Source organism: Pseudochrobactrum asaccharolyticum (genome assembly GCF_003314995.1).
Lineage (GTDB): Bacteria > Pseudomonadota > Alphaproteobacteria > Rhizobiales > Rhizobiaceae > Pseudochrobactrum > Pseudochrobactrum asaccharolyticum.
Genome location: NZ_QNRH01000008.1, coordinates 1 through 18,410, shown reverse-complemented (window position 1 = coordinate 18,410; position 18,410 = coordinate 1). Strand labels below are relative to the sequence as shown.

The window sequence follows — 18,410 nt, the reverse complement described above, 5'->3', positions numbered from 1 at the left end:
AAAGGCTAAAGTTTAAGCCGAAAGTTTTTTGAAACGCAGTTTTTAACGAAAAACCGGTTCCCACTTTTTCTAAACTGCTTTAGCAACTTCGATATATTTTTCCTGCAGACTGCGGGTAATCGGACCTGGCTTGCCATCAGCAATCACAGTACCTGCAATCTTCACAACCGGTGTTACGAAACCGGAAGCACTGGTCTGGAACGCTTCTTTTGCTTTGAAGGCTTCTTCAAGGGTAAAGCGGCGATCTTCAACCTTCAGATTTTGCTCTTCAGCAATTTTTAGCATGGCAATACGTGTGCAGCCCGGCAGAATTGCGTTGGAGTTCGGGCGCACGATCAGTGTGCCGTCTTCAGTGATGATGAATGCGCTGGAGGAGGCACCTTCAGTGATATAGCCGTCTTCCTGCATCCATGCGTCCTGACAACCATGGGCGGTTGCTTCCTGCTTGGCAAGTACCTGTGCGAGCAACATCACTGTTTTAATGTCGCGGCGCTGCCAGCGGATGTCTTCAACGACGTGAATGGCAATACCGTTTTTCTGGGCAGCAGATGCGGTCAGGTTTTTAACCTGCGTATAAGCGACCAGTGATGGTGTCATATCTTTGCTGTAAACGAAGTCGCGGTCAGCGGCACCACGGGTGATCTGCATATAGACCACACCCTCAGTGAGGTTGTTGCGCTTGATCAGTTCGTTCTGCATGGCAATGATGTCTTCGTCGCTCATCGGCGCCGGAACATCAATCATTTTGAGGGAGCGGCCAAGGCGTGCCATATGGGCGTCATTATCAACGAGCTTGCCATCGATAACTGCACTGACTTCATAAATGCCGTCGCCAAAAACGAAACCGCGGTCGAATACCGAGATTTTGGCTTCTTCTTCAGGGACATAGGCACCGTTTACATATACAATTCGGCTCACAACGCATTCCTTAGCGTTAGAATTTACAGGAATCTGATGTGATTGAAGCTATGTAAAAATAGCTCTGAGAGCCAATGTTTTGTTTTCTGAATGTTATGCAAGTTTTGCATATTCAGAATGGCAGATAGGACTTTTGTGTTCCGTTGTAAAAAATCGTAATTTTTTGCTTTTGAGTGATGTGAGTAAGTGGGGGGATTTACATTATTAGAATATGCATGATGGTAAAAAGCTTTTATATGCTTGCAACAAGCAATACAAAACATCAGCTAAATTATAATTGAAAATATACAGATCAAAACTCTTATAAGAAGAGTGGCTCCCCGGGCCGGATTCGAACCAGCGACCAACCGGTTAACAGCCGGTTGCTCTACCGCTGAGCTACCGAGGAACAGTTGCTCTGCATTTGCATGACAGCCGTATAGCAACGCAAAATGCTCTTGCCAAGCCCTTATTTTGATATTCTACAGGAAAAAAGCAGATTTATGACAGGAAATGTTTTTTCTGATTATTCGCTCAGTTCAAGCAGCGAGGGGAAATGATAAATATCATTTATTTCAGATATTTAGATGAGGGAATATAATCACATAGAGTTCCCTTATAGGGAGTGATTTTCTGTATTGTCAGTTTGGAAAATTTGCACGCTCTTTATTAGGAAAGAGTGGCTCCCCGGGCCGGATTCGAACCAGCGACCAACCGGTTAACAGCCGGTTGCTCTACCGCTGAGCTACCGAGGAACAGGTGCTCTTGCTTTCAGCGATTTGGCGTATAGCAAATGATTTTCTGCTTTGCCAAGCCCCTTTTCGCTTTTTTATCAACTTTTTAGCGGATTTTCTGGAAATACGCGAATTTTCGGGCTTAAATCCTGAAGGAATATGATTTTCTATCCACAGATCGGCTGGCTCTAACATCTTAAAGTTGTTGTGGTTGTGTGATTGCACGTAAAAACTAGCGGAATCAGTACCTTAGTATATGGGAATTCGAATCTGTATTTTGAAGGTGCTGCTTTGGTTATGAAAAGACGAAATTTCTGGTGACGATGTTTTATAGGGAAAAATAGTTCTTATATAGAAAAGCTAATTGTGGAACTGAGATATAAGCAGGGCAGGCAGCTTGTTAAAACCGGATCGTGATATTGATGATACTGCGACTAAGCAGGAGACTGATGGCGCTGTAAGTGGAGCGCATCGGATCAAACTGTTTGGAAAAACGATTCCGTTGCCGCAATCTGTCTGGTTGCGACGAGCATTAGGCGGCAGTCTGGTTGTCGGAGGTGTATTCAGCTTTTTACCGGTGCTTGGCGTTTGGATGTTGCCGCTTGGGTTAATTATTCTTTCACGTGATTCCAGCCGCATCAGACGGATCAGAAGGAAATCAGAGGTTGGACTATTACGCCGGTGGCGTGAATACAGAGCCCGTAAGCGTGCTGAAAAGGCATCCAAACCGGAATAAGCCGTTTAAGTAGTGTAAAAAATGGAGAAGCTGTGAACAACAGAGCCGCCATCTGCATTATTTTGATTGGAAATTTAAATTTTCACAGAAAGCGTGCCAGGGAGGCTTGACGAGTCAATCGGCTTAACCTATTGAGCTTTCAACCACATACGGATGGCCTCGTGGCGGAGTGGTTACGCAGAGGACTGCAAATCCTTGCACCCCGGTTCGATTCCGGGCGAGGCCTCCAACTGCCACACTTTGGCGGTGTAAGTAGCTGAAATAGCTCATTTATTTTCCCTTGTTTTTGTCGCGGAACTCCTCACCCGAATTTGGGTGTGGCAGAACACTGTCTAAACTTCCCCAGTCTATCTTAGAAACAGCTTGTCTTGCCAGCTTCGAGCGTTGAGCGCTCCTGGTATAGATTTTGGATGTTTTGCTGTCTTTCCATCCGAACATTCCCTCAAGCATAAGGTCTGTTGCTTCATTCTCAGCAATGTTTGTTGCCAGTCCTTTGCGGACGCTGTGCGCAGTCAGATGGGGCAGGCCAGCTTGTGTGAACCAGTCCGAGATTCGATTGCCAAGGCCTTTAATGCTGAATGGCTTCCCATGGTCTGTGGTCACATAGGTTTCAGTATCTGCAGGATGCATATTCAGTACCGCATCGAGAATTGGATGCACGGGTAAATCCAAGACTACCGGATTGCGATTGCGATTTTTGAATACACGCAGGCTTATGATATCGCCGCGTCTGTGGCGCGGTCCCAATAATGCCAGATCAGAGACACGGACACCGGTGTACATAAGGATGGTCAGAGCTAATACGGCCTTTGATTTTACACCGTGCTTCGTGATGTATTTGGCGATATCGTCTGAATGTAGGGTAGCGTGACCCTCGGTCTTTTTCCTGAATGATTTCACTAGCTTTGCGTGGTTTTGTTTAACCAGTTTGGGAATTCCAGCTTCAAATATCTGTCGCAGGATTTTCAGACGCTCATCAGCCGCAAAAGGCGTGTCTTTCTTGCGGTCGCGCAATACCTCAATATTACTCACATCAAGCTCGCTGGCCGGCATATTGGCGAATATAAGTGAGCTGTTTGGCGAGAGCTTTTCCAGCAGCATACTGTCAATGATTGCCCGCCGTTTGGCTTGAGTGGTTTTATCCAGTGTCTTGAAAGAAGTGGATTGCAGATAATTGATGCACAGGTGGTGGAATGTGCCAAGGCGCGGGTTGTCCGATGCGCTGAAAACTCTCTGCGCTCCTGTTCCGTCATTTATGCCGTTTCGGATGCGCCAGTATTCAGTTGTAAACTCTGGGCTTTCAGGATTGTCCGGCAGGCGGGCAATGCGCTTTCCTTCAAATCGGTAATAATAGCGAACTTTATGATGACGCGAGACATTGCGCTCGATGTAGGGCAGATTGAGTTTTGTCATGGTTTCAGGTGGATGCACGCCATTGGGATGCATCAGTCTCCTGTCTCTCTGCTGTTGGCCATTCGTTCATTGCTGCATCAATCTCGGTTACACGCCAGAACTTGCGAGAATGCCAAACACGAGGTTGCGGCAGTACGCCTTCTTTGACCATAGCATCGACGGTATTCGGAGCGACGCCGAGTGCCAGCGCAACTTCTGACCGGTTGAGGCCAAGGCGTGGGATGTTCTTTGAAGTGATAGATTTCATTCCCGACCTCCTTGTGCCGCGCTTCCATCCCCTGCGGTTATATACATTGGGCGTGGTGGCAGTGTTTTTGTGAGTGCCGGCTTTGGTCGTTTCCGGCCTGCCAATGCAGACTTTGGCCGTACCGCGCCGTTGGCCTTGTCACGTTGCCGGTCTGATTTCCTGACGCGCCGAATATCGTCTGCTGTCTTTTCAACATGGCAGACACGGCAGAGCAGGCGGCCATTGGCAACCGTTGCCTCGCCACCGAGAGCGCAAGGCAGAATGTGATCCACTTCGCCTTCACCGGTTTTAAGCATTGCAGAGCATTTTTCACATTTGCCGTTTGCACGGGCGATGATCTTTGCCTTGTCCTTGCGGGTAAATTCCATGCGCTTATTCATTGCAAACCCCACAAAAATTGGAACGTATTTGTCTTTTGCGAGTTGAGTTTTGGAGAAGGAGTTGATTTATGACCTACCCCAAAACTGCCAATCAGAACAAAGTTACAGATACAAAAATTGAGACAGTGGAAGAGCCTGCAAAGAGCGCTTTGAATGAAGAGGGGCAAATCCCTCCAAAAGGACAAAAGGTTGAAAAGCGACTTAAAGAAGCGGTGAATGCCCTTGATGCCCCGTCCAAGAAGTAAATGCTTGATCATGACTGTGCCTCATTGAAGTTGAGGGAGGACAGTGCTGCAGTTAGTTCATCAGCCAGAATATCGGTGATCCGGTCATTCAGGCGTTTTTGACGGTTGGCTAATACTTCGGGAGCGCTCATTAATTCGGTTGTTGAACGGATATGAGCCTGCGCCAGCTTTTTACTGCGGCGAAACTCATAAGGAGCGGTAAGGGGAACAGTCTGCATTATGCTGCCTCCTGAAAATAACCTTGGCGGCGTGTGTCGGTGAGGGGGATGTTGTGATCGGCGCACCACGCCAGCGCGTATTCGAGTAGGGATGCAGCGCGTTTAACTGACATGCGGGCGGTGCTTTCGCGGATGTTTACGAATTCGCCTTCAAGTCCTGGCACAAATTCGACTTCGCCTTGTGTTGCTTTTGTGTGGCCGGAAACGAGCAAAACTTTCCATTCTTCCGGCTTTCGCGGTTTGCCCGCCCATTCAAAACCAGACTTCGCAATGTCAGAACAAATTGAATGAAAGAAATCATTCTGCCCTCCGCTTCGGGTTGGTGGTGCGAATGTCGCTGTATGGCCGTCAGGGAGCGCCATGAGTTTGCGGATTGCATTCTGACGAACTTCTGGACTTATGAGAACGAAACGCTGTTTTTCCATGAAACACCTCAGTACGGAATGGCATCATCAGGGTGGAAGCCACCTGACTGCTCGTCATAGCTTGATCGCTGGGTGCCGCCGCTTTGCTGCGATGCATTGCGATCCTGCGGCACAAATGCGCTTATTAGGATGCTTTCGCGATTATCTTTGTCCGGTACGCCGGCAGGATTGAAGGTCTTGTCGAGCATAATGAAATAGCTGACTTCGCCGTTTTCCTCATTCTGCATGAGGGCTCCGACATTCTTCCAGCGTGATTTTTCTTGGCCAGTATTGCGGTCAGTGTACGAGCCGACTTTAACCAGTAGATCGCGAATTTTCTTACTTGCCATTACGCTGATTCCTTCGATGGTTCTTGTCCGTAGGCGCGGATGCGCTCGACCAGTGCCGCTTTTTCATCGTTGAAGCGGTCAATCTCACCGGACATAGTTTTGATGTACGGCTCATCGCGGTAAACGCGCGTGATCAGCATTGGCAGGCGAGGCCAGTAGGACACGAAATCCCACCATTCACGCTCCGATACCCAAAGATTGCCTTGCACTTGTGCTTTATGCTCCGGTGGCAGTCGATCACGCTCAAGCCGGTCAATCTGGATGTGAGGAAGGGCAGTCTTAATTTCTAAACCGCCATTGGTTCCAATCAGACTATCAGGGCTTGCGCCTTTATCGCCGCTACGGATGAAGCCGACTTGATAAGGCTCGACGCTATTGATGAAGGCATAAGTCTCACGCGCTTCATCTTCCATCAGCTTGCCGCGCTCCATGTGCGGGGTTGTGAAGCCTTCTGCGAGCTCACCGGTGATAATCTCACCTGCCAGCTTTCTCATGTATTCAGCGCGAGTTTTGCCTTCGCCTTTTGCCATGACAGTTGAGAAGCGCGATGCCGTCGGGATGCCAGCGCGGGCAGCAAACCATTCTGGTGTGCCTTGTTCGATATCGTTGTAAACCTGCATCATTGCGCCATCCTCTTTTTACGTTCTTCAAGAAGGCTGACCGCTCTGTCGTAGTTTTCAGAGATCATTTCTGGCAGAGAGTTGATTTTTCCGACCCTGCAAAACTGTTCAATGTCAGTGCCAGTTTCTTCGATGAGCTGCAGGAGGGTTTTCACCTGATCTTGTGAAATGGTGCTGTACTGTTTGACTGGCTGATTATTGCCGTCCGTGTCGTCGCCGGTGCTGATATTGAACAACATGCAAAGCAGATACCGGCGGCCATAGGTGGCCGTACTACCGAACGCCTGAGTTCCGGTTTTATTGACCTTGCCTTGAGCGCCTGCGCCATCAACAGGGATTTCACCTACGCCATTGCGTGAGTGGCCTTCTGCGTGGGAAATCTCCCAGATAATGCGAAGTTCGCCCTTATTGTTGTAACCGTCTGGCTGAAATGAAACGGCAAAACCATGCTTATGAATGGTTGGCATTGCCTGTTCTTCGATTGCCGCCAGATCAGCATAGCGCGACTTAGTATGGTCGTTGCCACGGTTCTTGATAACGACCGGCAATTCGGACTGGCATTTTGACATAGCGGCAAAATATGCCTTCTTCGCTTGACGCTCTTCATCTTCACGGGCGCGGTCTTCCATACGCTCTTTCATGTCGAGCATTTTCTCAAGGCGATCCAAAGGGATATTGGGATCCATTGCGATACGCTCAATCATAGAGATCATAGGGGTATCTGCGCGATAAGGTTGAGTTTCTGTAGGCGTATGAATTTCAAGTGCGGCGCTCATGAAAATGCTCCGATATAAGTGAGGAAAACAGCCACAAAGATTGACATTGAGGCGAGGGCGCAAAGGTCTTGAGACATCAGTTGACCACCCGCAGTTTTGGCGCGACATAGGCAGGCTTGCGCTGAGTGGCGATAAGCCCGTGCGCCTTGTCCAGTGCTGTTTGCAGGCTGCTGCGTTCAATTTTCAGGCGCTCAATCTCAATATGGGCGTCGATCAGATCGTCTTTGATTGCCACTTGAGCCGCCGCTACAATTTGGTCGAATAGGCTTTCGCCACGGTCAAATCCCGCTGCTTCAAGTTTGACTAGGGCGAGGTCTAAGCCGTCATTCTTTCCTATTCCGTAAGTGTCGTTATCTTGTGCTTGCCCGCCTTCGGCTTCGACTGCCCGATACAGGTCGTTAAATGCCTGTCTGATGCTGGAAAGATTAATCATTACGCTGCCTCCTGCATTTTCATCAGGCAGTCGGAGCCGATGAATTGAGCTTCTTCGCGGGTGATGGTGACGGTTCCCATCGCTGCAATGCGCATGGTCTGGTAGGCATTGCGCAGATACATATTGAACTGAGCGCGGACAAAGCGGCCAACCGGTTCGTTGAAATCCTTGATCCAGTCCGCTTCCCATTTGCGGTAGCTTGCCCATGCCATTTTCATAGCTTTTGACTGCTTGGAGTAGTCACGACCGCGTTTTGCAGGCTTTGCGGCTGGCTTGGCATTTACTGCCTCTGCGCCGGTCAAATCTGTGTGGGTGGTATGCAATGCTGCGGGCATGTTTCTCTCCATCGGTTAGCGGATCGGCGGTTGCTTCTTCGCGCTGTTGATGGATATATAATTACCAAATTGGTAATGAGGCGTCAATGTTTGAATTGCCAATATGGTAATTTATTTGCAGCCACGCTCCAGCCATGCTAGAATCAGGGCATGAAAAGAGAGCGTAAGTTTTCATTATTTTCGGATAGCTTCTTCCGGACTCCCCACTTCGTAAAATCCCTGATTAACTCTTTCAAAGATTCGAAAGAGCGGGGCGAAGTTGTGGCGAATTATCCGATTTATGAATTCAGTACGGGCGATCTAAAAAGGGCTGGCAAGATGCTAGCTCAAGATATCCCGTATGATGCGGATGAGTTGGAGGAGGTTATTCGTGTTTTCAAGATCGCATACAACTGGCGGGATTCTCATGCTTACCCTATGCATCGTGTACGCCACGAGTTGATGGGAAATATCCGGAAAGACAAGAAAGTCGGAATAACATCCGCTCGGATGAAGCGCATGAAATCAATTCGTCGAAAGTTGTCAGGGTCAACGACTAAGTTGCATCAAATGCAAGACCTTTGCGGGTGCAGGGCTATTATGTCCACGCTTGATGAGATGAAGACACTCGTTGCTATGTATTATAACGGGGGTACTGCTCATAGCGTCCAATGGAGCAAGGATTATGTCGAAGCCCCTAAGACATCTGGTTATCGCGGACATCACTTGATTATTGAGTTTCAAGCCAAGCCGCATGAAGTGCAGTACGATAAACGCAGGGTTGAAATTCAGATCAGAACCAAACTGCAGCATGCATGGTCAACAGCAATAGAAGCGGTTGGGATGGTACGGAAAGAAGAGCTAAAATCTGGGGAAGGGTGCCCAAGGTGGCTCCGTTTATTTGCTCTAATGTCATCAGAGTTCGCAGATGAAGAAGATTGCCCGATAGTTCCTGACACTCCAGTGGAAGCGAGACTGAGGCGGGCCGAGTTGATTGCGCTCAGCAAGGAGCTTGATGCTGTTAAGTTTCTAGAGACGCTAAATCAAGCGGTTAAGTACACAGAGAGTTATGTCGGGAAGCACTCTAATTACTTCCTTATACAGTACGATAGCGTGAATAAAGATATTCGTGTGCGCGGCTATAGTAGGGTTGGCAGCGCTGCTGATGCGTACTCAGGGGAAGAAAGAAGGCATTCAGGAGTTAACTCTGTGTTGGTTGAGGTTGATAAGGCAGAAAATCTTCGCGAAGCATATCCGAATTATTTTCTTGATGTTCAGATGTTTACTGATCGACTGAAAGATATTGTATTTGCAAATGTGCAGTCAGGGCAGAATGCTAAGCGCTCATTTGATTTGTCGTGGCTGAAGTATTTCAATAGATAATGAAGCGCAAGGCAGCAAAAAGCCCGCACGAGGCGGGCTGGGAAAACGTGATCTAGGGAGCAGTCTATCCGTGCTATAATCGCTCATTAAGCAGAGAAGGAGGCACGACATGAAAATCAGAGACATGAATGAGGCTGAGATTTCAGCAATGCTGGATACCGTTAATATTGGTTATCTTGCATGCGCTCTATCGAATTTCCCATATGTGGTTCCTCTCAGGTTTGTCCATAATGGCGGATATCTTTATGCTTTGACCACGGTAGGCCGAAAGTTAGATATCATGCAGATAAACGATAATGTCTGCGTAAGCTTTACTGAAATAAAAGCGGTCAACGATTGGAAGAGTTTAGTAGTCGCGGGGAAATTTGAAGGCATCCTAAAATCTATGGATGGGGATAGTCTTCATATGTTCGCACACAGGCTATTATCCCGCACTCCTGAGTGGTGGGAGCCTGCTTATACTCGAACTGTTCTACGTGGGAAAGAGCGGCCGCTGGTTCCTGTTTATTTTAGGGTGTCAATTTTGCAGGCAACAGGACATGCAACTGTAAATCATGAATAGCAAAAGCCTCGGTATTACCCGAGGCTTTGCTTTGTGGGGTAGGCTTTGCAGGTTGCGCAGCTCAATCAATTCACCTTACAGAGCCCCCTCTGAATGCTAAGGTTAGAGAGTGCGTAACCTAATCCCAATCTAATTCAGTTGATTTTAAGAGTCCAGAAATAATCACGAGTTTGCGATCAAAGGAGATGGTAATTTGAGAGCTTTGGCATTTTGCAAATATCTGCAAAGTGTGCACAAAAGAAAAGCGCCGGAGTGACCGGCGCTATGTTATTTTTGCTTTCGGTTGACTGCGACAAACGCTGTTACGACAGATGCGAGCACTCCAGTTCCTAGGACTGCGCCAACCCAGCTCTGCCCTGAGTAAATGGAGTATGCGGCTAACGATAGTGCCATAATTACAAATAAGAGTGCAAAAACCTTTCCAAGGATGGTTTCAAAAATCACCCAAGTTAGCTCTTTCTTCTCTAAGTCGCGACGATGCTTTGACTCTTCTTCCCATGCCTTGAAAATACGCTCAGCTCCGTTTTCAACGATCGCGCTGTACTGTTCTAAGTGAACTGGGGAAGGTAATGGACCGGACCACGATGAAGTCTGCTCAATGCTGACTAGCGTTCCGTTTGGCTCGCCATTGTGCGTTGGTGTTTTGTCAGATTTAGCTATTGGTTTTTGACCGTTTACGTTCTTTTGCAATCGCTGATCTCATATCCCCACCAAGGCGTACAAAGTCCCCCCTGAGGGAGTTTGTGGCCGACATGCCTTTAGTGAAATTAGTAATGTTGCTGGAGCCGGAAATAGCTAAAAGCGCTGCAAATCCAGTCACAACACTACCAACCAACCCAAGACGGCCTTGTCTTGGTTGGATTTTCGTATTGTAAATGTCTTTTTTCGCAATCTTTTTCATGGCTACACTCTAATCACTACCATTTATAAGAGTCAAATTAACAAATTTACGAAGATTGGTATTTTTATCTCATTCTCTGTTGGCTGCTTTAGTTACTATAAGAGTTAAATGCAATGAAAATGTGACTAACGAATTCGCCGTTTATTTTTCGGTATAATTGTCATATGCGCCTATTTGTGCTCCCCAATTCCAATCACCACCACATCTAGTGCATCCTTCGCCATGTGTTAAAAATCTGCTCGATTCTCAAAACAGAAGAAGGCTGAGTGCCGCCTGAGGCTTCTATTTGTGCGCTGGAAAACTGCCCTTTATGATGGCAAGGGGCAATAATAATGTATAATTAAATTTAATTATCTTAGTATATTTATAAGAGTTTACAGATAAGATGCTGATTGTAAATATATATGCGATTTATATAAATTACATCGCACCTCATTTTGGTTCTGTGTTGTATTTTTGCTATATTGCTTGATGGGTTTTAGTCATATTTTGACCCCACCTAAACAAACAGGGGATTAAATATGAAACAGATTTTATTAGCTTCCGCCGTTTTTTTCGCCGCAAGTTCAGCCTATGCAGCTGATGCGGTTGTGTATACGGAGCCGGCACCAGTTGTTGTTGACATCTTTTCATGGACTGGTGGATACATCGGTGTGAATGCTGGCTATGCTGGCGGTAAGTTCAAGCACCCGATTGACTTGGAAGTTAACAACAATGGCTGGACAAATGTTGGCTCAGGTTCTTTGAACCTGAATTCAAGCGGCTTTGTTGGTGGTATCCAGGCTGGTTATAACTGGCAATTTGACAAAACTATTGTTGGTATTGAAACTGACATCCAGGTAGCCAACCTTAAGGGCGAGATTTCAGCAAACATCAATGGCGTTGGCGGTATCGAAGCTGGTTCAAAAATCAATTGGTTCGGTACGACACGTGTCCGCCTTGGTTACACGCCAGTTGATCGCTTCATGGTCTATGCAACCGGTGGTGTTGCTTACGGCAAGGTAAAGACATATGCAGGCATCAATGCATTTGGCGGCGGTGCAGATATCTCCAACTCTGAGACACGTGTGGGCTATACTGTAGGTGCCGGTGCAGAATATGCATTTACCAATAATTGGACAATGAAGAGCGAGTACCTCTACACAGACTTAGGTAAATCCAAATTTACACTTGGTGACGATTTCACCCGTATAAATGTAGCAGCCAAGACACCTTTCCACACAGTTCGTGTAGGGCTGAACTACAAGTTCTAATCAAAGCCTATAACTGATAAAAAGCCACCCACATTGGGTGGCTTTTTTTATGTCTAAGTAAGGCATCTATGGAAATTATTTTGTTTGTAAAACTGAAATTTGTTCTTGATATGTTCTAATTTTCTGGAATGATAGCAGTTTGTGAGAACGGAGATTCTTACAAATGCAGTGAGCGTATTGTGAGAGGTTGTCCGCGGAGTTGGAGAATGATTAAGTTTGCTCGCATTGAAGCCGGGAAGGAAGCTGACAAGCTGGAATTGCTACGTGTGGCCACGCTTAATGGTGGCCTACTGGCAGCAATGAGAAAAGTCGATTTCCAAGCTAAAGAGCTAGCTGAATCTATGGCTTTGGCTCACGGAGGGGAGTGGCGAGTTGAGGTTGATCATCAGCTTGGCTTTGTTCATATTCGGCGGCGTTAAATTTAATATCACGCATGATGAGCTCAAAATGCAGTTGAACGTCGTGGTCTGTTAAGCCCTGAATACGCTTCAGAGTTTCACGGATTTGTTCCGCCCCACGAATTGGAGAGCGCTCACCGTTAGGTGCTATGAACATATCTGCAGGCGCGCAGCCTAATACTTCAGAAAATGCAGTTAGCCACTCAAGCGTCATCTTTCTTTGCCCGGACAAAAGTCGGGACACAGTTGCCTCGGTAGTGTCCATTTTTTCGGCAAGGATTTTTTGGTCAAAGCCTTTGTGCTTTGCCCATTCACGAATGAATAGCTTTGGTAGCGCTGTGTGTTCTGTACTCGTCATGGGTGCATAATAAACATTGTCTGTATTGGATTGAATGTCGATTTTGGTAAGTCAGCGATTGACTAAAATTACCAAATCGGTAATATTACCAATATGGAAACCATAAAAGAATGGCGAACTGCCAAAGGATATAGCTTAGACGAGGCTGGGGCCCTTATCGGCATCAGCGGCGTTCAATGGCATCGTTATGAGACTGGCGCTCGAAAAGTTTCAGCTTTGAAGGTCATGCAAATGGAAGCGCTAACCGGCATCTCTTGCCGTGATTTGCGCCCAGATATGTTTGCCTCTCTCTGTAAAAAGGATTGCGCAGCATGAGCCACGCGACCCTTTCATACAGTTTCATTTCATCGGTTACTCCTCCCACCGGTGAGGCCGAGGCGGTTCTTTATCCCCGCTTGATCGTCTCGGCCATCAATTCCCGTCCTTTGACGGTGTATCTGCACATGTCTGTTTTTGTACAAAATGCGCAGCGCAATCTTTCCCACTGGCTCCATGCACTGGTTGCTCCTGTTTCGTTTGTCCCTCGCAAGGTCAAACTTAGCAAAGGAGCCACCCATGAACGTGGGAATTTCATCCAAGAACGTGGATATTTTAGCCACGCACGTGGATTTTTCAGCCAAGGAGCCGACGATGACTGATGTCGATATGGCCGCTTCTCTGTTGGACGAAATCATTGGTCAGCGCGGTGTTCGCGAAACGATCAAGTCCATGCTGGAGCGGGCGTATTCAGATTTGAGTAAGCGCAACGGTGCGTGGACGCGCCGCAGAGTGAGGGCTGTCTTCAACAAAGAAGCTAGCAGGATTGAAAACAGAGAAATCGAAGAAATGAAGGCAATCCTCGATGGGAGAAGAAAACAAGCCGCATATCGCGCCGAAACCGCCCGTATTGCTGCGATGGCTGTCATTCAGCCGGCGGCACAAGATCGCCGTCAGTTTTAGAACTTGGGCTGCAGGTGCAGCCGAATGGATTTGCCCGGAGTTGAGAGAATGACAGAGGAATTGAAAATGCCCCGCTTCACCAAGCTGGTTCTTTCTCGTCTAGAGGGGGGGCAACGCTAGTGCGTGAACATTCACAGGAAACTCGCGCCGTCGAAAAGGGCGGCGGGTACGTCTATTTCACATTGCCTGACTGCCGGACAGTGCCGGTCATCGTTGGCCGCTGGCTGATTGATAGTGGTCTTTTGCAGCCTGCTGGCGATGATCTGTTTGGCGGCTCTCAAACGTATCGGGTGCCGCATGGCGGTCACTCTTAATCTGCGCACTATGCGCACAATTGCCGAGGGACAAGTCAATTCCCTCAAAGATTTCATATCGCTTCACCGGATTAAGAAAACGCGCGGTGAAGCTTGGTTCATTCAACAGGAGGAGATTTTACAGCATCGCCGTCAGGTTGTGAGGTTGATTGATGCTGAAATCTCCCGCCGTCAAGAGCGCGAAAGTGAGGCAGCATGAAGCCTGTACTTATGTCAGTAACAACAGATGAATTTACCCTCTGGCAAGCTTATGTCGATGCTAAGGCCAAGGCTGATCACACCGGCGCATTTTCGGATGCCGTTGAAGCGAAGCGCTGCCTGAAAGCTTTCTACTGCTATGAAAGTCCAATCATTCAGAAAAACTTGGGTGCGGTATGACCATTGCACTCAACCAAACTGATTTTGTCATTGAAATTGAACAAGAGGTTCTTGGCTCGCTGATGCTGGGCGGTTTTGGCCGTGTGGCATCTATGCTGGAAGCCAGGCACTTCATTGAGCCTGTTCATCAGCATATCTATCAGGCAATCGCTTCGGCACATGAGCGCTATAATTCTGCGCGTCCTGATATTCTGGTCAAGCTGCTACCTCAAGCTGTAGCAGAAACACACGAACAGTCTACAGGGCAGGGTATTTCGCATTATCTTGCTCGCCTTGCCACTTCGTCAGTGCTTGGCTCTGCCAATATCGAGAAGACCGCCAAACAGGTTATTGAGCAATCAGCACGATTGGCACTGGCAGATCAGGCCGAAAGTCTAAGTGCCGCCGCACGTGATCCGAATTCCAATCCTGCGGAATTAGTCACAAAGGCTGGTGTGATTTTTGATGATATCGTTTCTGATTTACGCCGAGGCTCGAAACGCAAGTCTCAAGTCTCTGTGTCTCACGCCGCATCAAACGCAATCATCGCGGCTGAAATCGCTATGGCGACCGGCACAGGTATTACCGGTCTGTCGTGGGGATTGTCGGACATCAATCATGTGACCGGCGGCATTCATAAGCGTGATCTGACGCTAATTGGCGCTCGTCCGTCTATGGGGAAAACTTCTGTTGCAATGTCCGTTGCCTGCAAACTTGCCAAACAGGGGCATGGTGTTGGCTTCATTTCGCTTGAGATGGATGCTGAGAAGCTTGCGGCCAGAGCAGTGTCTGATCTGGCCTATGACGATAATATTCGTATTCCTTATCAGGATTTAGTTACAGGTCGATTGTCTCAGTCAGACTTGTACGCATTGAAGCGCGTTCAGCAAGAAATGGACGGCTTGCCGCTGCTTATTGAAGAACAGTCCGGGCTTTCTATTTCTGATATCCGCGTCAAACTTGAAGTGATGCTGGAAGCCTCTGAAAAGGCTGGGCACAATCTTGATTGCTTGATGATTGACCACCTTGGGCTGATCCGTGCCAGCAATCGCTATTCTGGCAACCGCACCAATGAAATTGCGGAAATGACCGGTGCGCTCAAATCTATGGCGCGCGAGTACGATATTTCTGTTGTGCTTCTCTCACAGCTCAATCGCGCGGTAGAGCAACAAGCCGATAAACGCCCTCAGTTGTCCGCCTTACGCGATAGTGGCGCTATTGAACAGGATGCAGACACAATCATCTTTCTTTACCGCGAGGCTTATTACCTTGAGCGTGAAAAGCATGATGATGTTGATAAGGAAATTGCCCGTCAGGACAGGCTGGCAGAAGTAAAAAACAAACTTGAATTCCACATTGCAAAGCAGCGCAACGGACCGGTCACGCAGGTTGACCTGTTCATTGATGTCGCTTGCTCTGCAGTCAGAAACGCAGCGAGGTATGAAGCATGAATGGCCTCCCGTATTACAAAGCATATCCACGCGATTTTATCGAAGGTACTATAGGCATGGACTTCGAAACAAAGGCTGCTTATCGGCTCGTCCTTGATCTGATTTACATGCAGGGCGGCAACCTTCCTGATGATGCACGTTACATTTCCGGCCTGCTTGGATGCACGGTTCGGAAGTGGAATTCCTTACGCGGGTCGCTTGTTGCGATGGGCAAGATTATCGTGAACGGCGAGTTTCTGACAAATGAACGCGCAATTATCGAGCTCGAAACTCTGAGAAAACTTCAAGATAAACAGGCTGAAAATCGTTCTCGCCCTAATAAAAACAAAGGCTTAAAATCACCACGGTTCAACCAATCAGAACCAGAACCAAAAGAAGCTAAAGCTTCTAACGCGCAGGTGCGCGAGGCTGTTGCTGATCTTTCTCAAAAGCAAAATCTAGACGTCAAAGATTTAACGAAAAGGCTGACGGAAGCGGCTGACGGGAAAATTCAGCCGCACGGTGCACTGGTCGTCGCAGCGATTTTGGAGTTGATCAACAATGGTGTTGATCTGGAAACAGATATTTTGCCGACAATTCGCGCTGTAGCGACCCGAATGTCTAAGCCAGCCAATTCATGGGCATATTTCATCGGCGCGATCCGTGATGCCTACAATAACCGGATCAAAGCTGGTGCGGGATTGGTGAAGCCTGCAACTGTGACAAAGATTGATGTTTTCGCGCTGCCTCAGGCTGAACAGGAACGCAAGCTCGAGTTTTTCCTTGAGCAAGCAAGACTGCATCGTCGCTGGAATCCTCGGCTCGGGGCTCTGCCATGGCAGGACGGCTGTCGTATTCCCGAGCACCTTCTCAAGCCTGATGACGGCAAGGGCTGGCAGGTCATCGGAGTGGCAGCATGACGGCACTCGATATGTTTCGCATGGGCAAGGACACGCTGGATATTGCGGCAGCTACTGGCAGGTCAGAGGCTGAAATTGAGCGGCTAATACATGCAGAACGAACCGCACAGATCAATAATTTCAAACGTATGAGGCAGGCAGCACGATGAAGGCGGAAGCAATTTTGATTTCAGACTGGCTCAGGAAGAACGGTGGGGCAAGGCGCTATGAGGCAGGTTTCAGCAGCACATTTCTTTCCATTCAGACTTTCTTGCAGGCACGGGGCATCACGGTCACCTGTTTCAAACGCCGGTACAAAATTTCATTCGGGAAAGGCCGACCTAAAATTGCGACATGGCATGATGTTTTGAGCATTCTTGATGACATTCGCACCTCGGAAGGCCTTGAGCCACTTCTTCAAAAACACGCAGCATAAGGATTAAGCAATGAGTGATGACATTACCGGCGAAAGTGCACAGTCGATTGCAGTTGGCCAGCTTCGCGCTTTCATTGAGCGCTACGAAAGACTGGACGAAGAGAAGCGGGCTATCTCCGATGATCAAAAAGAGGTGGTCGCAGAACTTAAAGGCAGCGGCTTTGATGTGAAGGCATTCAAGGAAATCATCCGACTTCGTAAGAAGGAAGATCACGAACGTGCCGAGGAAGATGCCATGCTGCAGCTTTATATGGACGCGTTGGGGATGGCATAAGGAAACAGAATGGCGGCATACAGCAAAGCACAGAAATTAAAAGCAAAACGCGGTCGGCCTTCATTGCCGGCTGCAGAGCGTGAGGCAAACGGGCGTAAATCACGCCGAAAATCAGCCGTTGTACTCCGGCTTATTGAAACTGAAAAAGAGGTGAAGTCTGTGGCTGTAGCGAACCGTGTCAAAATGGGCATGTCCATCAAGGAGGCAGATACACAAGAAGCTGGCTCTGCGCTTGGCCGCCTGCATCTTCTCAACCCTGATGAAATCACCAAGGTTCAGTATGAGGCAGGCATGCGTATGGCGAAAGACTACGCCCGATACTATGCGTTGACAGGCATTCCATTCCCAACCATCAAAGCCCATGATGTTCGTGGTGTGCGTGGTCACAGCAATGTTGACAGGCCAGACTGCGCGAGGGCAGCAGCTAATCGCATTATGAAGATTGAGCAAGCTCTTGGCGAGGTTGATATGTCTGGGCGACCAGTCACATCAGTCACTAAAAAAGTCTGTGTGCGGGATGAAGCAGAAGGCATGCATTTGCCTCATATGGTTCAATATCTCAAGCGTGGGTTGACAGCGCTGGCACAGCATTACGAACTCACATAAAAGAACATATCGAGATTCATTGAAGAACTTGACATGAACATTAATTAATGTCATCCTTCATACCATCGGGGTAATCCGATTTGAGAGGCAGCTTAAAAGCTGCCTTTTTTGTTTCAAGCGGTAGATTGCGGAACTCTCAACACCCATATGCGTTCACAATATAACTGACAGGAGTTTGTTATGAGCGCTAAAAAGCTATTATTGGCTGCACTTGGTATATTCGCAGGATATAAGTTATATAAAGCAGGTAATCCTCAAATTCCTGACAATGTTACTCCTGTCACGGGTTTCGAGCTAAACCGATATCTTGGGAAGTGGTTTGAGGTTGCCCGTGTCGATAACCGCTTTGAAAAAGGCCTGATTAAAACCACTGCCGAATACACTCTTAACGGCGATGGCACCGTGAATGTATTGAATAGCGGTATCGACGAGATATCCGGCAGACATAAACGAGCTTCAGGAACTGCAGTTTTTGTACGAAATGAGTACGAGGGCGCACTCAAAGTTTCTTTCTTCGGTCCGTTCTATGGTGG

General features: G+C 47.9%; 31 protein-coding genes and 3 tRNA genes. 18 read left to right on the top strand and 16 right to left on the bottom strand.

Going from position 1 to position 18,410, the window contains the following annotated elements; genetic code table 11:
* Window positions 1-69: 69 nt before the first annotated feature.
* The 3 genes from DFR47_RS16990 to DFR47_RS16980 all read right to left on the bottom strand — a co-directional run bounded on the left by DFR47_RS16990 (window position 70) and on the right by DFR47_RS16980 (window position 1,652).
* Window positions 70-918 (bottom strand): D-amino-acid transaminase, encoded by an 849-nt coding sequence (locus DFR47_RS16990; protein ID WP_113945609.1) that lies wholly within the window; start codon window positions 916-918, stop codon window positions 70-72.
* Window positions 919-1,231: 313 nt separating this feature from the next.
* A tRNA-Asn gene (locus DFR47_RS16985) sits at window positions 1,232-1,306 on the bottom strand.
* 271 nt (window positions 1,307-1,577) lie between these two features.
* Window positions 1,578-1,652: transfer RNA gene (locus tag DFR47_RS16980), tRNA-Asn, on the bottom strand.
* 376 nt (window positions 1,653-2,028) lie between these two features.
* Between DFR47_RS16980 and DFR47_RS16975 the strand changes: the two genes are divergently transcribed.
* Both DFR47_RS16975 and DFR47_RS16970 read left to right on the top strand, forming a co-directional pair.
* Window positions 2,029-2,367: a hypothetical protein gene (locus tag DFR47_RS16975; RefSeq protein ID WP_483470858.1), complete on the top strand. Its 339-nt coding sequence runs from the start codon at window positions 2,029-2,031 to the stop codon at window positions 2,365-2,367.
* A gap of 155 nt (window positions 2,368-2,522) precedes the next feature.
* Window positions 2,523-2,596: transfer RNA gene (locus tag DFR47_RS16970), tRNA-Cys, on the top strand.
* 41 nt (window positions 2,597-2,637) lie between these two features.
* Here the strand turns inward: DFR47_RS16970 and DFR47_RS16965 are convergent.
* From DFR47_RS16965 to DFR47_RS16955, 3 genes are read right to left on the bottom strand one after another with little or no spacing between them, the layout of a single operon-like run.
* Window positions 2,638-3,813 carry a tyrosine-type recombinase/integrase gene (locus tag DFR47_RS16965; RefSeq protein ID WP_113945608.1) on the bottom strand — a complete coding sequence of 392 codons (1,176 nt, stop codon included), beginning with the start codon at window positions 3,811-3,813 and terminating at the stop codon, window positions 2,638-2,640.
* Window positions 3,785-4,027 (bottom strand): hypothetical protein, encoded by a 243-nt coding sequence (locus DFR47_RS16960; RefSeq protein ID WP_113945607.1) that lies wholly within the window; start codon window positions 4,025-4,027, stop codon window positions 3,785-3,787. The genes DFR47_RS16965 and DFR47_RS16960 overlap by 29 nt, the downstream gene beginning before the upstream one ends.
* Window positions 4,024-4,407: an HNH endonuclease gene (locus DFR47_RS16955; protein WP_113945606.1), complete on the bottom strand. Its 384-nt coding sequence runs from the start codon at window positions 4,405-4,407 to the stop codon at window positions 4,024-4,026. Before DFR47_RS16955 ends, DFR47_RS16960 begins: the two co-directional genes overlap by 4 nt.
* 68 nt (window positions 4,408-4,475) lie before the next feature.
* Between DFR47_RS16955 and DFR47_RS21835 the strand changes: the two genes are divergently transcribed.
* Window positions 4,476-4,652, top strand: coding sequence for a hypothetical protein (locus DFR47_RS21835; protein WP_170137534.1), 177 nt, complete (start codon window positions 4,476-4,478; stop codon window positions 4,650-4,652).
* Window positions 4,653-4,660: 8 nt separating this feature from the next.
* Here DFR47_RS21835 and DFR47_RS16950 read toward each other — a convergent pair whose 3' ends face one another.
* The 7 genes from DFR47_RS16950 to DFR47_RS16920 form a co-directional block, all read right to left on the bottom strand.
* Window positions 4,661-4,870 (bottom strand): hypothetical protein, encoded by a 210-nt coding sequence (locus DFR47_RS16950; RefSeq protein WP_113945605.1) that lies wholly within the window; start codon window positions 4,868-4,870, stop codon window positions 4,661-4,663.
* Window positions 4,870-5,295, bottom strand: a complete 426-nt coding sequence (locus DFR47_RS16945; RefSeq protein ID WP_113945604.1) for a recombination protein NinB — start codon at window positions 5,293-5,295, stop codon at window positions 4,870-4,872. The genes DFR47_RS16950 and DFR47_RS16945 overlap by 1 nt, the downstream gene beginning before the upstream one ends.
* An 8-nt stretch (window positions 5,296-5,303) precedes the next feature.
* Window positions 5,304-5,624 (bottom strand): hypothetical protein, encoded by a 321-nt coding sequence (locus tag DFR47_RS16940; RefSeq protein WP_113945603.1) that lies wholly within the window; start codon window positions 5,622-5,624, stop codon window positions 5,304-5,306.
* On the bottom strand, window positions 5,624-6,247 hold the full coding sequence (locus tag DFR47_RS16935; RefSeq protein ID WP_113945602.1) for a lambda exonuclease family protein: 624 nt from the start codon (window positions 6,245-6,247) through the stop codon (window positions 5,624-5,626). Before DFR47_RS16935 ends, DFR47_RS16940 begins: the two co-directional genes overlap by 1 nt.
* Complete coding sequence (locus tag DFR47_RS16930; RefSeq protein ID WP_113945601.1) at window positions 6,244-7,020, bottom strand: ERF family protein; 777 nt, start codon at window positions 7,018-7,020, stop codon at window positions 6,244-6,246. The genes DFR47_RS16935 and DFR47_RS16930 overlap by 4 nt, the downstream gene beginning before the upstream one ends.
* A gap of 76 nt (window positions 7,021-7,096) precedes the next feature.
* The gene (locus tag DFR47_RS16925) at window positions 7,097-7,453 is read right to left on the bottom strand and encodes a hypothetical protein (RefSeq protein WP_113945600.1); all 357 of its coding nucleotides are present in this window, start codon (window positions 7,451-7,453) and stop codon (window positions 7,097-7,099) included.
* Window positions 7,453-7,788, bottom strand: a complete 336-nt coding sequence (locus DFR47_RS16920) for a hypothetical protein (RefSeq protein ID WP_113945599.1) — start codon at window positions 7,786-7,788, stop codon at window positions 7,453-7,455. Before DFR47_RS16920 ends, DFR47_RS16925 begins: the two co-directional genes overlap by 1 nt.
* A gap of 150 nt (window positions 7,789-7,938) precedes the next feature.
* Here DFR47_RS16920 and DFR47_RS16915 point away from each other — a divergent pair, with 150 nt between their 5' ends.
* Entirely contained in the window at window positions 7,939-9,150 is a 1,212-nt protein-coding gene (locus tag DFR47_RS16915; protein ID WP_113945598.1) for a RelA/SpoT domain-containing protein, read from the top strand.
* 109 nt (window positions 9,151-9,259) lie between these two features.
* Complete coding sequence (locus DFR47_RS16910) at window positions 9,260-9,712, top strand: pyridoxamine 5'-phosphate oxidase family protein (protein WP_113945597.1); 453 nt, start codon at window positions 9,260-9,262, stop codon at window positions 9,710-9,712.
* Between the two features lie 267 nt (window positions 9,713-9,979).
* On the opposite strand, the gene DFR47_RS16905 is transcribed toward DFR47_RS16910, so the two are convergent.
* Together DFR47_RS16905 and DFR47_RS21605 are read right to left on the bottom strand one after the other, a co-directional pair.
* Window positions 9,980-10,402 (bottom strand): DUF2335 domain-containing protein, encoded by a 423-nt coding sequence (locus DFR47_RS16905; RefSeq protein WP_113945596.1) that lies wholly within the window; start codon window positions 10,400-10,402, stop codon window positions 9,980-9,982.
* Window positions 10,365-10,613: a hypothetical protein gene (locus DFR47_RS21605; protein WP_147245612.1), complete on the bottom strand. Its 249-nt coding sequence runs from the start codon at window positions 10,611-10,613 to the stop codon at window positions 10,365-10,367. The genes DFR47_RS16905 and DFR47_RS21605 overlap by 38 nt, the downstream gene beginning before the upstream one ends.
* A gap of 521 nt (window positions 10,614-11,134) precedes the next feature.
* On the opposite strand from DFR47_RS21605, the gene DFR47_RS16900 reads away from it, so the two are divergent.
* Window positions 11,135-11,866, top strand: a complete 732-nt coding sequence (locus DFR47_RS16900) for an outer membrane protein (protein WP_113945595.1) — start codon at window positions 11,135-11,137, stop codon at window positions 11,864-11,866.
* A gap of 339 nt (window positions 11,867-12,205) precedes the next feature.
* On the opposite strand, the gene DFR47_RS16895 is transcribed toward DFR47_RS16900, so the two are convergent.
* Window positions 12,206-12,622 (bottom strand): helix-turn-helix domain-containing protein, encoded by a 417-nt coding sequence (locus DFR47_RS16895; protein WP_113945594.1) that lies wholly within the window; start codon window positions 12,620-12,622, stop codon window positions 12,206-12,208.
* A gap of 93 nt (window positions 12,623-12,715) precedes the next feature.
* On the opposite strand from DFR47_RS16895, the gene DFR47_RS22365 reads away from it, so the two are divergent.
* The 12 genes from DFR47_RS22365 to DFR47_RS16840 form a co-directional block, all read left to right on the top strand.
* Window positions 12,716-12,937, top strand: coding sequence for a helix-turn-helix domain-containing protein (locus DFR47_RS22365; RefSeq protein WP_113945593.1), 222 nt, complete (start codon window positions 12,716-12,718; stop codon window positions 12,935-12,937).
* Window positions 12,934-13,260, top strand: a complete 327-nt coding sequence (locus tag DFR47_RS21600) for a hypothetical protein (protein WP_147245609.1) — start codon at window positions 12,934-12,936, stop codon at window positions 13,258-13,260. Before DFR47_RS22365 ends, DFR47_RS21600 begins: the two co-directional genes overlap by 4 nt.
* A complete protein-coding gene (locus tag DFR47_RS16885) occupies window positions 13,253-13,561 on the top strand; it encodes a hypothetical protein (RefSeq protein ID WP_147245607.1) in 309 nt (102 codons plus the stop codon). Before DFR47_RS21600 ends, DFR47_RS16885 begins: the two co-directional genes overlap by 8 nt.
* Window positions 13,562-13,680: 119 nt before the next feature.
* Window positions 13,681-13,875, top strand: a complete 195-nt coding sequence (locus DFR47_RS16880; RefSeq protein WP_113945591.1) for a hypothetical protein — start codon at window positions 13,681-13,683, stop codon at window positions 13,873-13,875.
* Entirely contained in the window at window positions 13,859-14,074 is a 216-nt protein-coding gene (locus DFR47_RS16875; RefSeq protein ID WP_075656912.1) for a hypothetical protein, read from the top strand. Before DFR47_RS16880 ends, DFR47_RS16875 begins: the two co-directional genes overlap by 17 nt.
* Window positions 14,071-14,253: a hypothetical protein gene (locus DFR47_RS16870; RefSeq protein ID WP_075656913.1), complete on the top strand. Its 183-nt coding sequence runs from the start codon at window positions 14,071-14,073 to the stop codon at window positions 14,251-14,253. The genes DFR47_RS16875 and DFR47_RS16870 overlap by 4 nt, the downstream gene beginning before the upstream one ends.
* Entirely contained in the window at window positions 14,250-15,683 is a 1,434-nt protein-coding gene (locus DFR47_RS16865) for a replicative DNA helicase (RefSeq protein ID WP_113945590.1), read from the top strand. Before DFR47_RS16870 ends, DFR47_RS16865 begins: the two co-directional genes overlap by 4 nt.
* Window positions 15,680-16,582 (top strand): DUF1376 domain-containing protein, encoded by a 903-nt coding sequence (locus DFR47_RS16860; RefSeq protein WP_113945589.1) that lies wholly within the window; start codon window positions 15,680-15,682, stop codon window positions 16,580-16,582. Before DFR47_RS16865 ends, DFR47_RS16860 begins: the two co-directional genes overlap by 4 nt.
* Window positions 16,579-16,731, top strand: coding sequence for a hypothetical protein (locus tag DFR47_RS21825; RefSeq protein ID WP_170137533.1), 153 nt, complete (start codon window positions 16,579-16,581; stop codon window positions 16,729-16,731). The genes DFR47_RS16860 and DFR47_RS21825 overlap by 4 nt, the downstream gene beginning before the upstream one ends.
* Before the next feature lie 276 nt (window positions 16,732-17,007).
* A complete protein-coding gene (locus tag DFR47_RS16850; RefSeq protein ID WP_113945587.1) occupies window positions 17,008-17,271 on the top strand; it encodes a DUF2312 domain-containing protein in 264 nt (87 codons plus the stop codon).
* 9 nt (window positions 17,272-17,280) lie between these two features.
* Window positions 17,281-17,877 carry a hypothetical protein gene (locus DFR47_RS16845; RefSeq protein WP_113945586.1) on the top strand — a complete coding sequence of 199 codons (597 nt, stop codon included), beginning with the start codon at window positions 17,281-17,283 and terminating at the stop codon, window positions 17,875-17,877.
* A 180-nt stretch (window positions 17,878-18,057) separates the two neighbouring features.
* A partial coding sequence (locus DFR47_RS16840; RefSeq protein WP_210207336.1) for a lipocalin family protein occupies window positions 18,058-18,410 on the top strand: 353 nt, incomplete at its 3' end.

Excerpts from the sequence above, each read along its gene's own strand:
- DFR47_RS16965 (WP_113945608.1), bottom strand. The coding sequence starts at position 3,813 with ATGCATCCCAATGGCGTGCATCCACCTGAAACCATGACAAAACTCAAT.
- DFR47_RS16960 (WP_113945607.1), bottom strand. The coding sequence starts at position 4,027 with ATGAAATCTATCACTTCAAAGAACATCCCACGCCTTGGCCTCAACCGG.
- DFR47_RS16955 (WP_113945606.1), bottom strand. The coding sequence starts at position 4,407 with ATGAATAAGCGCATGGAATTTACCCGCAAGGACAAGGCAAAGATCATC.
- DFR47_RS21835 (WP_170137534.1), top strand. The coding sequence starts at position 4,476 with ATGACCTACCCCAAAACTGCCAATCAGAACAAAGTTACAGATACAAAA.
- DFR47_RS16950 (WP_113945605.1), bottom strand. The coding sequence starts at position 4,870 with ATGCAGACTGTTCCCCTTACCGCTCCTTATGAGTTTCGCCGCAGTAAA.
- DFR47_RS16945 (WP_113945604.1), bottom strand. The coding sequence starts at position 5,295 with ATGGAAAAACAGCGTTTCGTTCTCATAAGTCCAGAAGTTCGTCAGAAT.
- DFR47_RS16940 (WP_113945603.1), bottom strand. The coding sequence starts at position 5,624 with ATGGCAAGTAAGAAAATTCGCGATCTACTGGTTAAAGTCGGCTCGTAC.
- DFR47_RS16935 (WP_113945602.1), bottom strand. The coding sequence starts at position 6,247 with ATGATGCAGGTTTACAACGATATCGAACAAGGCACACCAGAATGGTTT.
- DFR47_RS16930 (WP_113945601.1), bottom strand. The coding sequence starts at position 7,020 with ATGAGCGCCGCACTTGAAATTCATACGCCTACAGAAACTCAACCTTAT.
- DFR47_RS16925 (WP_113945600.1), bottom strand. The coding sequence starts at position 7,453 with ATGATTAATCTTTCCAGCATCAGACAGGCATTTAACGACCTGTATCGG.
- DFR47_RS16920 (WP_113945599.1), bottom strand. The coding sequence starts at position 7,788 with ATGCCCGCAGCATTGCATACCACCCACACAGATTTGACCGGCGCAGAG.
- DFR47_RS16915 (WP_113945598.1), top strand. The coding sequence starts at position 7,939 with ATGAAAAGAGAGCGTAAGTTTTCATTATTTTCGGATAGCTTCTTCCGG.
- DFR47_RS16910 (WP_113945597.1), top strand. The coding sequence starts at position 9,260 with ATGAAAATCAGAGACATGAATGAGGCTGAGATTTCAGCAATGCTGGAT.
- DFR47_RS21605 (WP_147245612.1), bottom strand. The coding sequence starts at position 10,613 with ATGAAAAAGATTGCGAAAAAAGACATTTACAATACGAAAATCCAACCA.
- DFR47_RS16900 (WP_113945595.1), top strand. The coding sequence starts at position 11,135 with ATGAAACAGATTTTATTAGCTTCCGCCGTTTTTTTCGCCGCAAGTTCA.
- DFR47_RS16895 (WP_113945594.1), bottom strand. The coding sequence starts at position 12,622 with ATGACGAGTACAGAACACACAGCGCTACCAAAGCTATTCATTCGTGAA.
- DFR47_RS22365 (WP_113945593.1), top strand. The coding sequence starts at position 12,716 with ATGGAAACCATAAAAGAATGGCGAACTGCCAAAGGATATAGCTTAGAC.
- DFR47_RS21600 (WP_147245609.1), top strand. The coding sequence starts at position 12,934 with ATGAGCCACGCGACCCTTTCATACAGTTTCATTTCATCGGTTACTCCT.
- DFR47_RS16885 (WP_147245607.1), top strand. The coding sequence starts at position 13,253 with ATGACTGATGTCGATATGGCCGCTTCTCTGTTGGACGAAATCATTGGT.
- DFR47_RS16875 (WP_075656912.1), top strand. The coding sequence starts at position 13,859 with ATGGCGGTCACTCTTAATCTGCGCACTATGCGCACAATTGCCGAGGGA.
- DFR47_RS16870 (WP_075656913.1), top strand. The coding sequence starts at position 14,071 with ATGAAGCCTGTACTTATGTCAGTAACAACAGATGAATTTACCCTCTGG.
- DFR47_RS16865 (WP_113945590.1), top strand. The coding sequence starts at position 14,250 with ATGACCATTGCACTCAACCAAACTGATTTTGTCATTGAAATTGAACAA.
- DFR47_RS16860 (WP_113945589.1), top strand. The coding sequence starts at position 15,680 with ATGAATGGCCTCCCGTATTACAAAGCATATCCACGCGATTTTATCGAA.
- DFR47_RS21825 (WP_170137533.1), top strand. The coding sequence starts at position 16,579 with ATGACGGCACTCGATATGTTTCGCATGGGCAAGGACACGCTGGATATT.
- DFR47_RS16850 (WP_113945587.1), top strand. The coding sequence starts at position 17,008 with ATGAGTGATGACATTACCGGCGAAAGTGCACAGTCGATTGCAGTTGGC.
- DFR47_RS16845 (WP_113945586.1), top strand. The coding sequence starts at position 17,281 with ATGGCGGCATACAGCAAAGCACAGAAATTAAAAGCAAAACGCGGTCGG.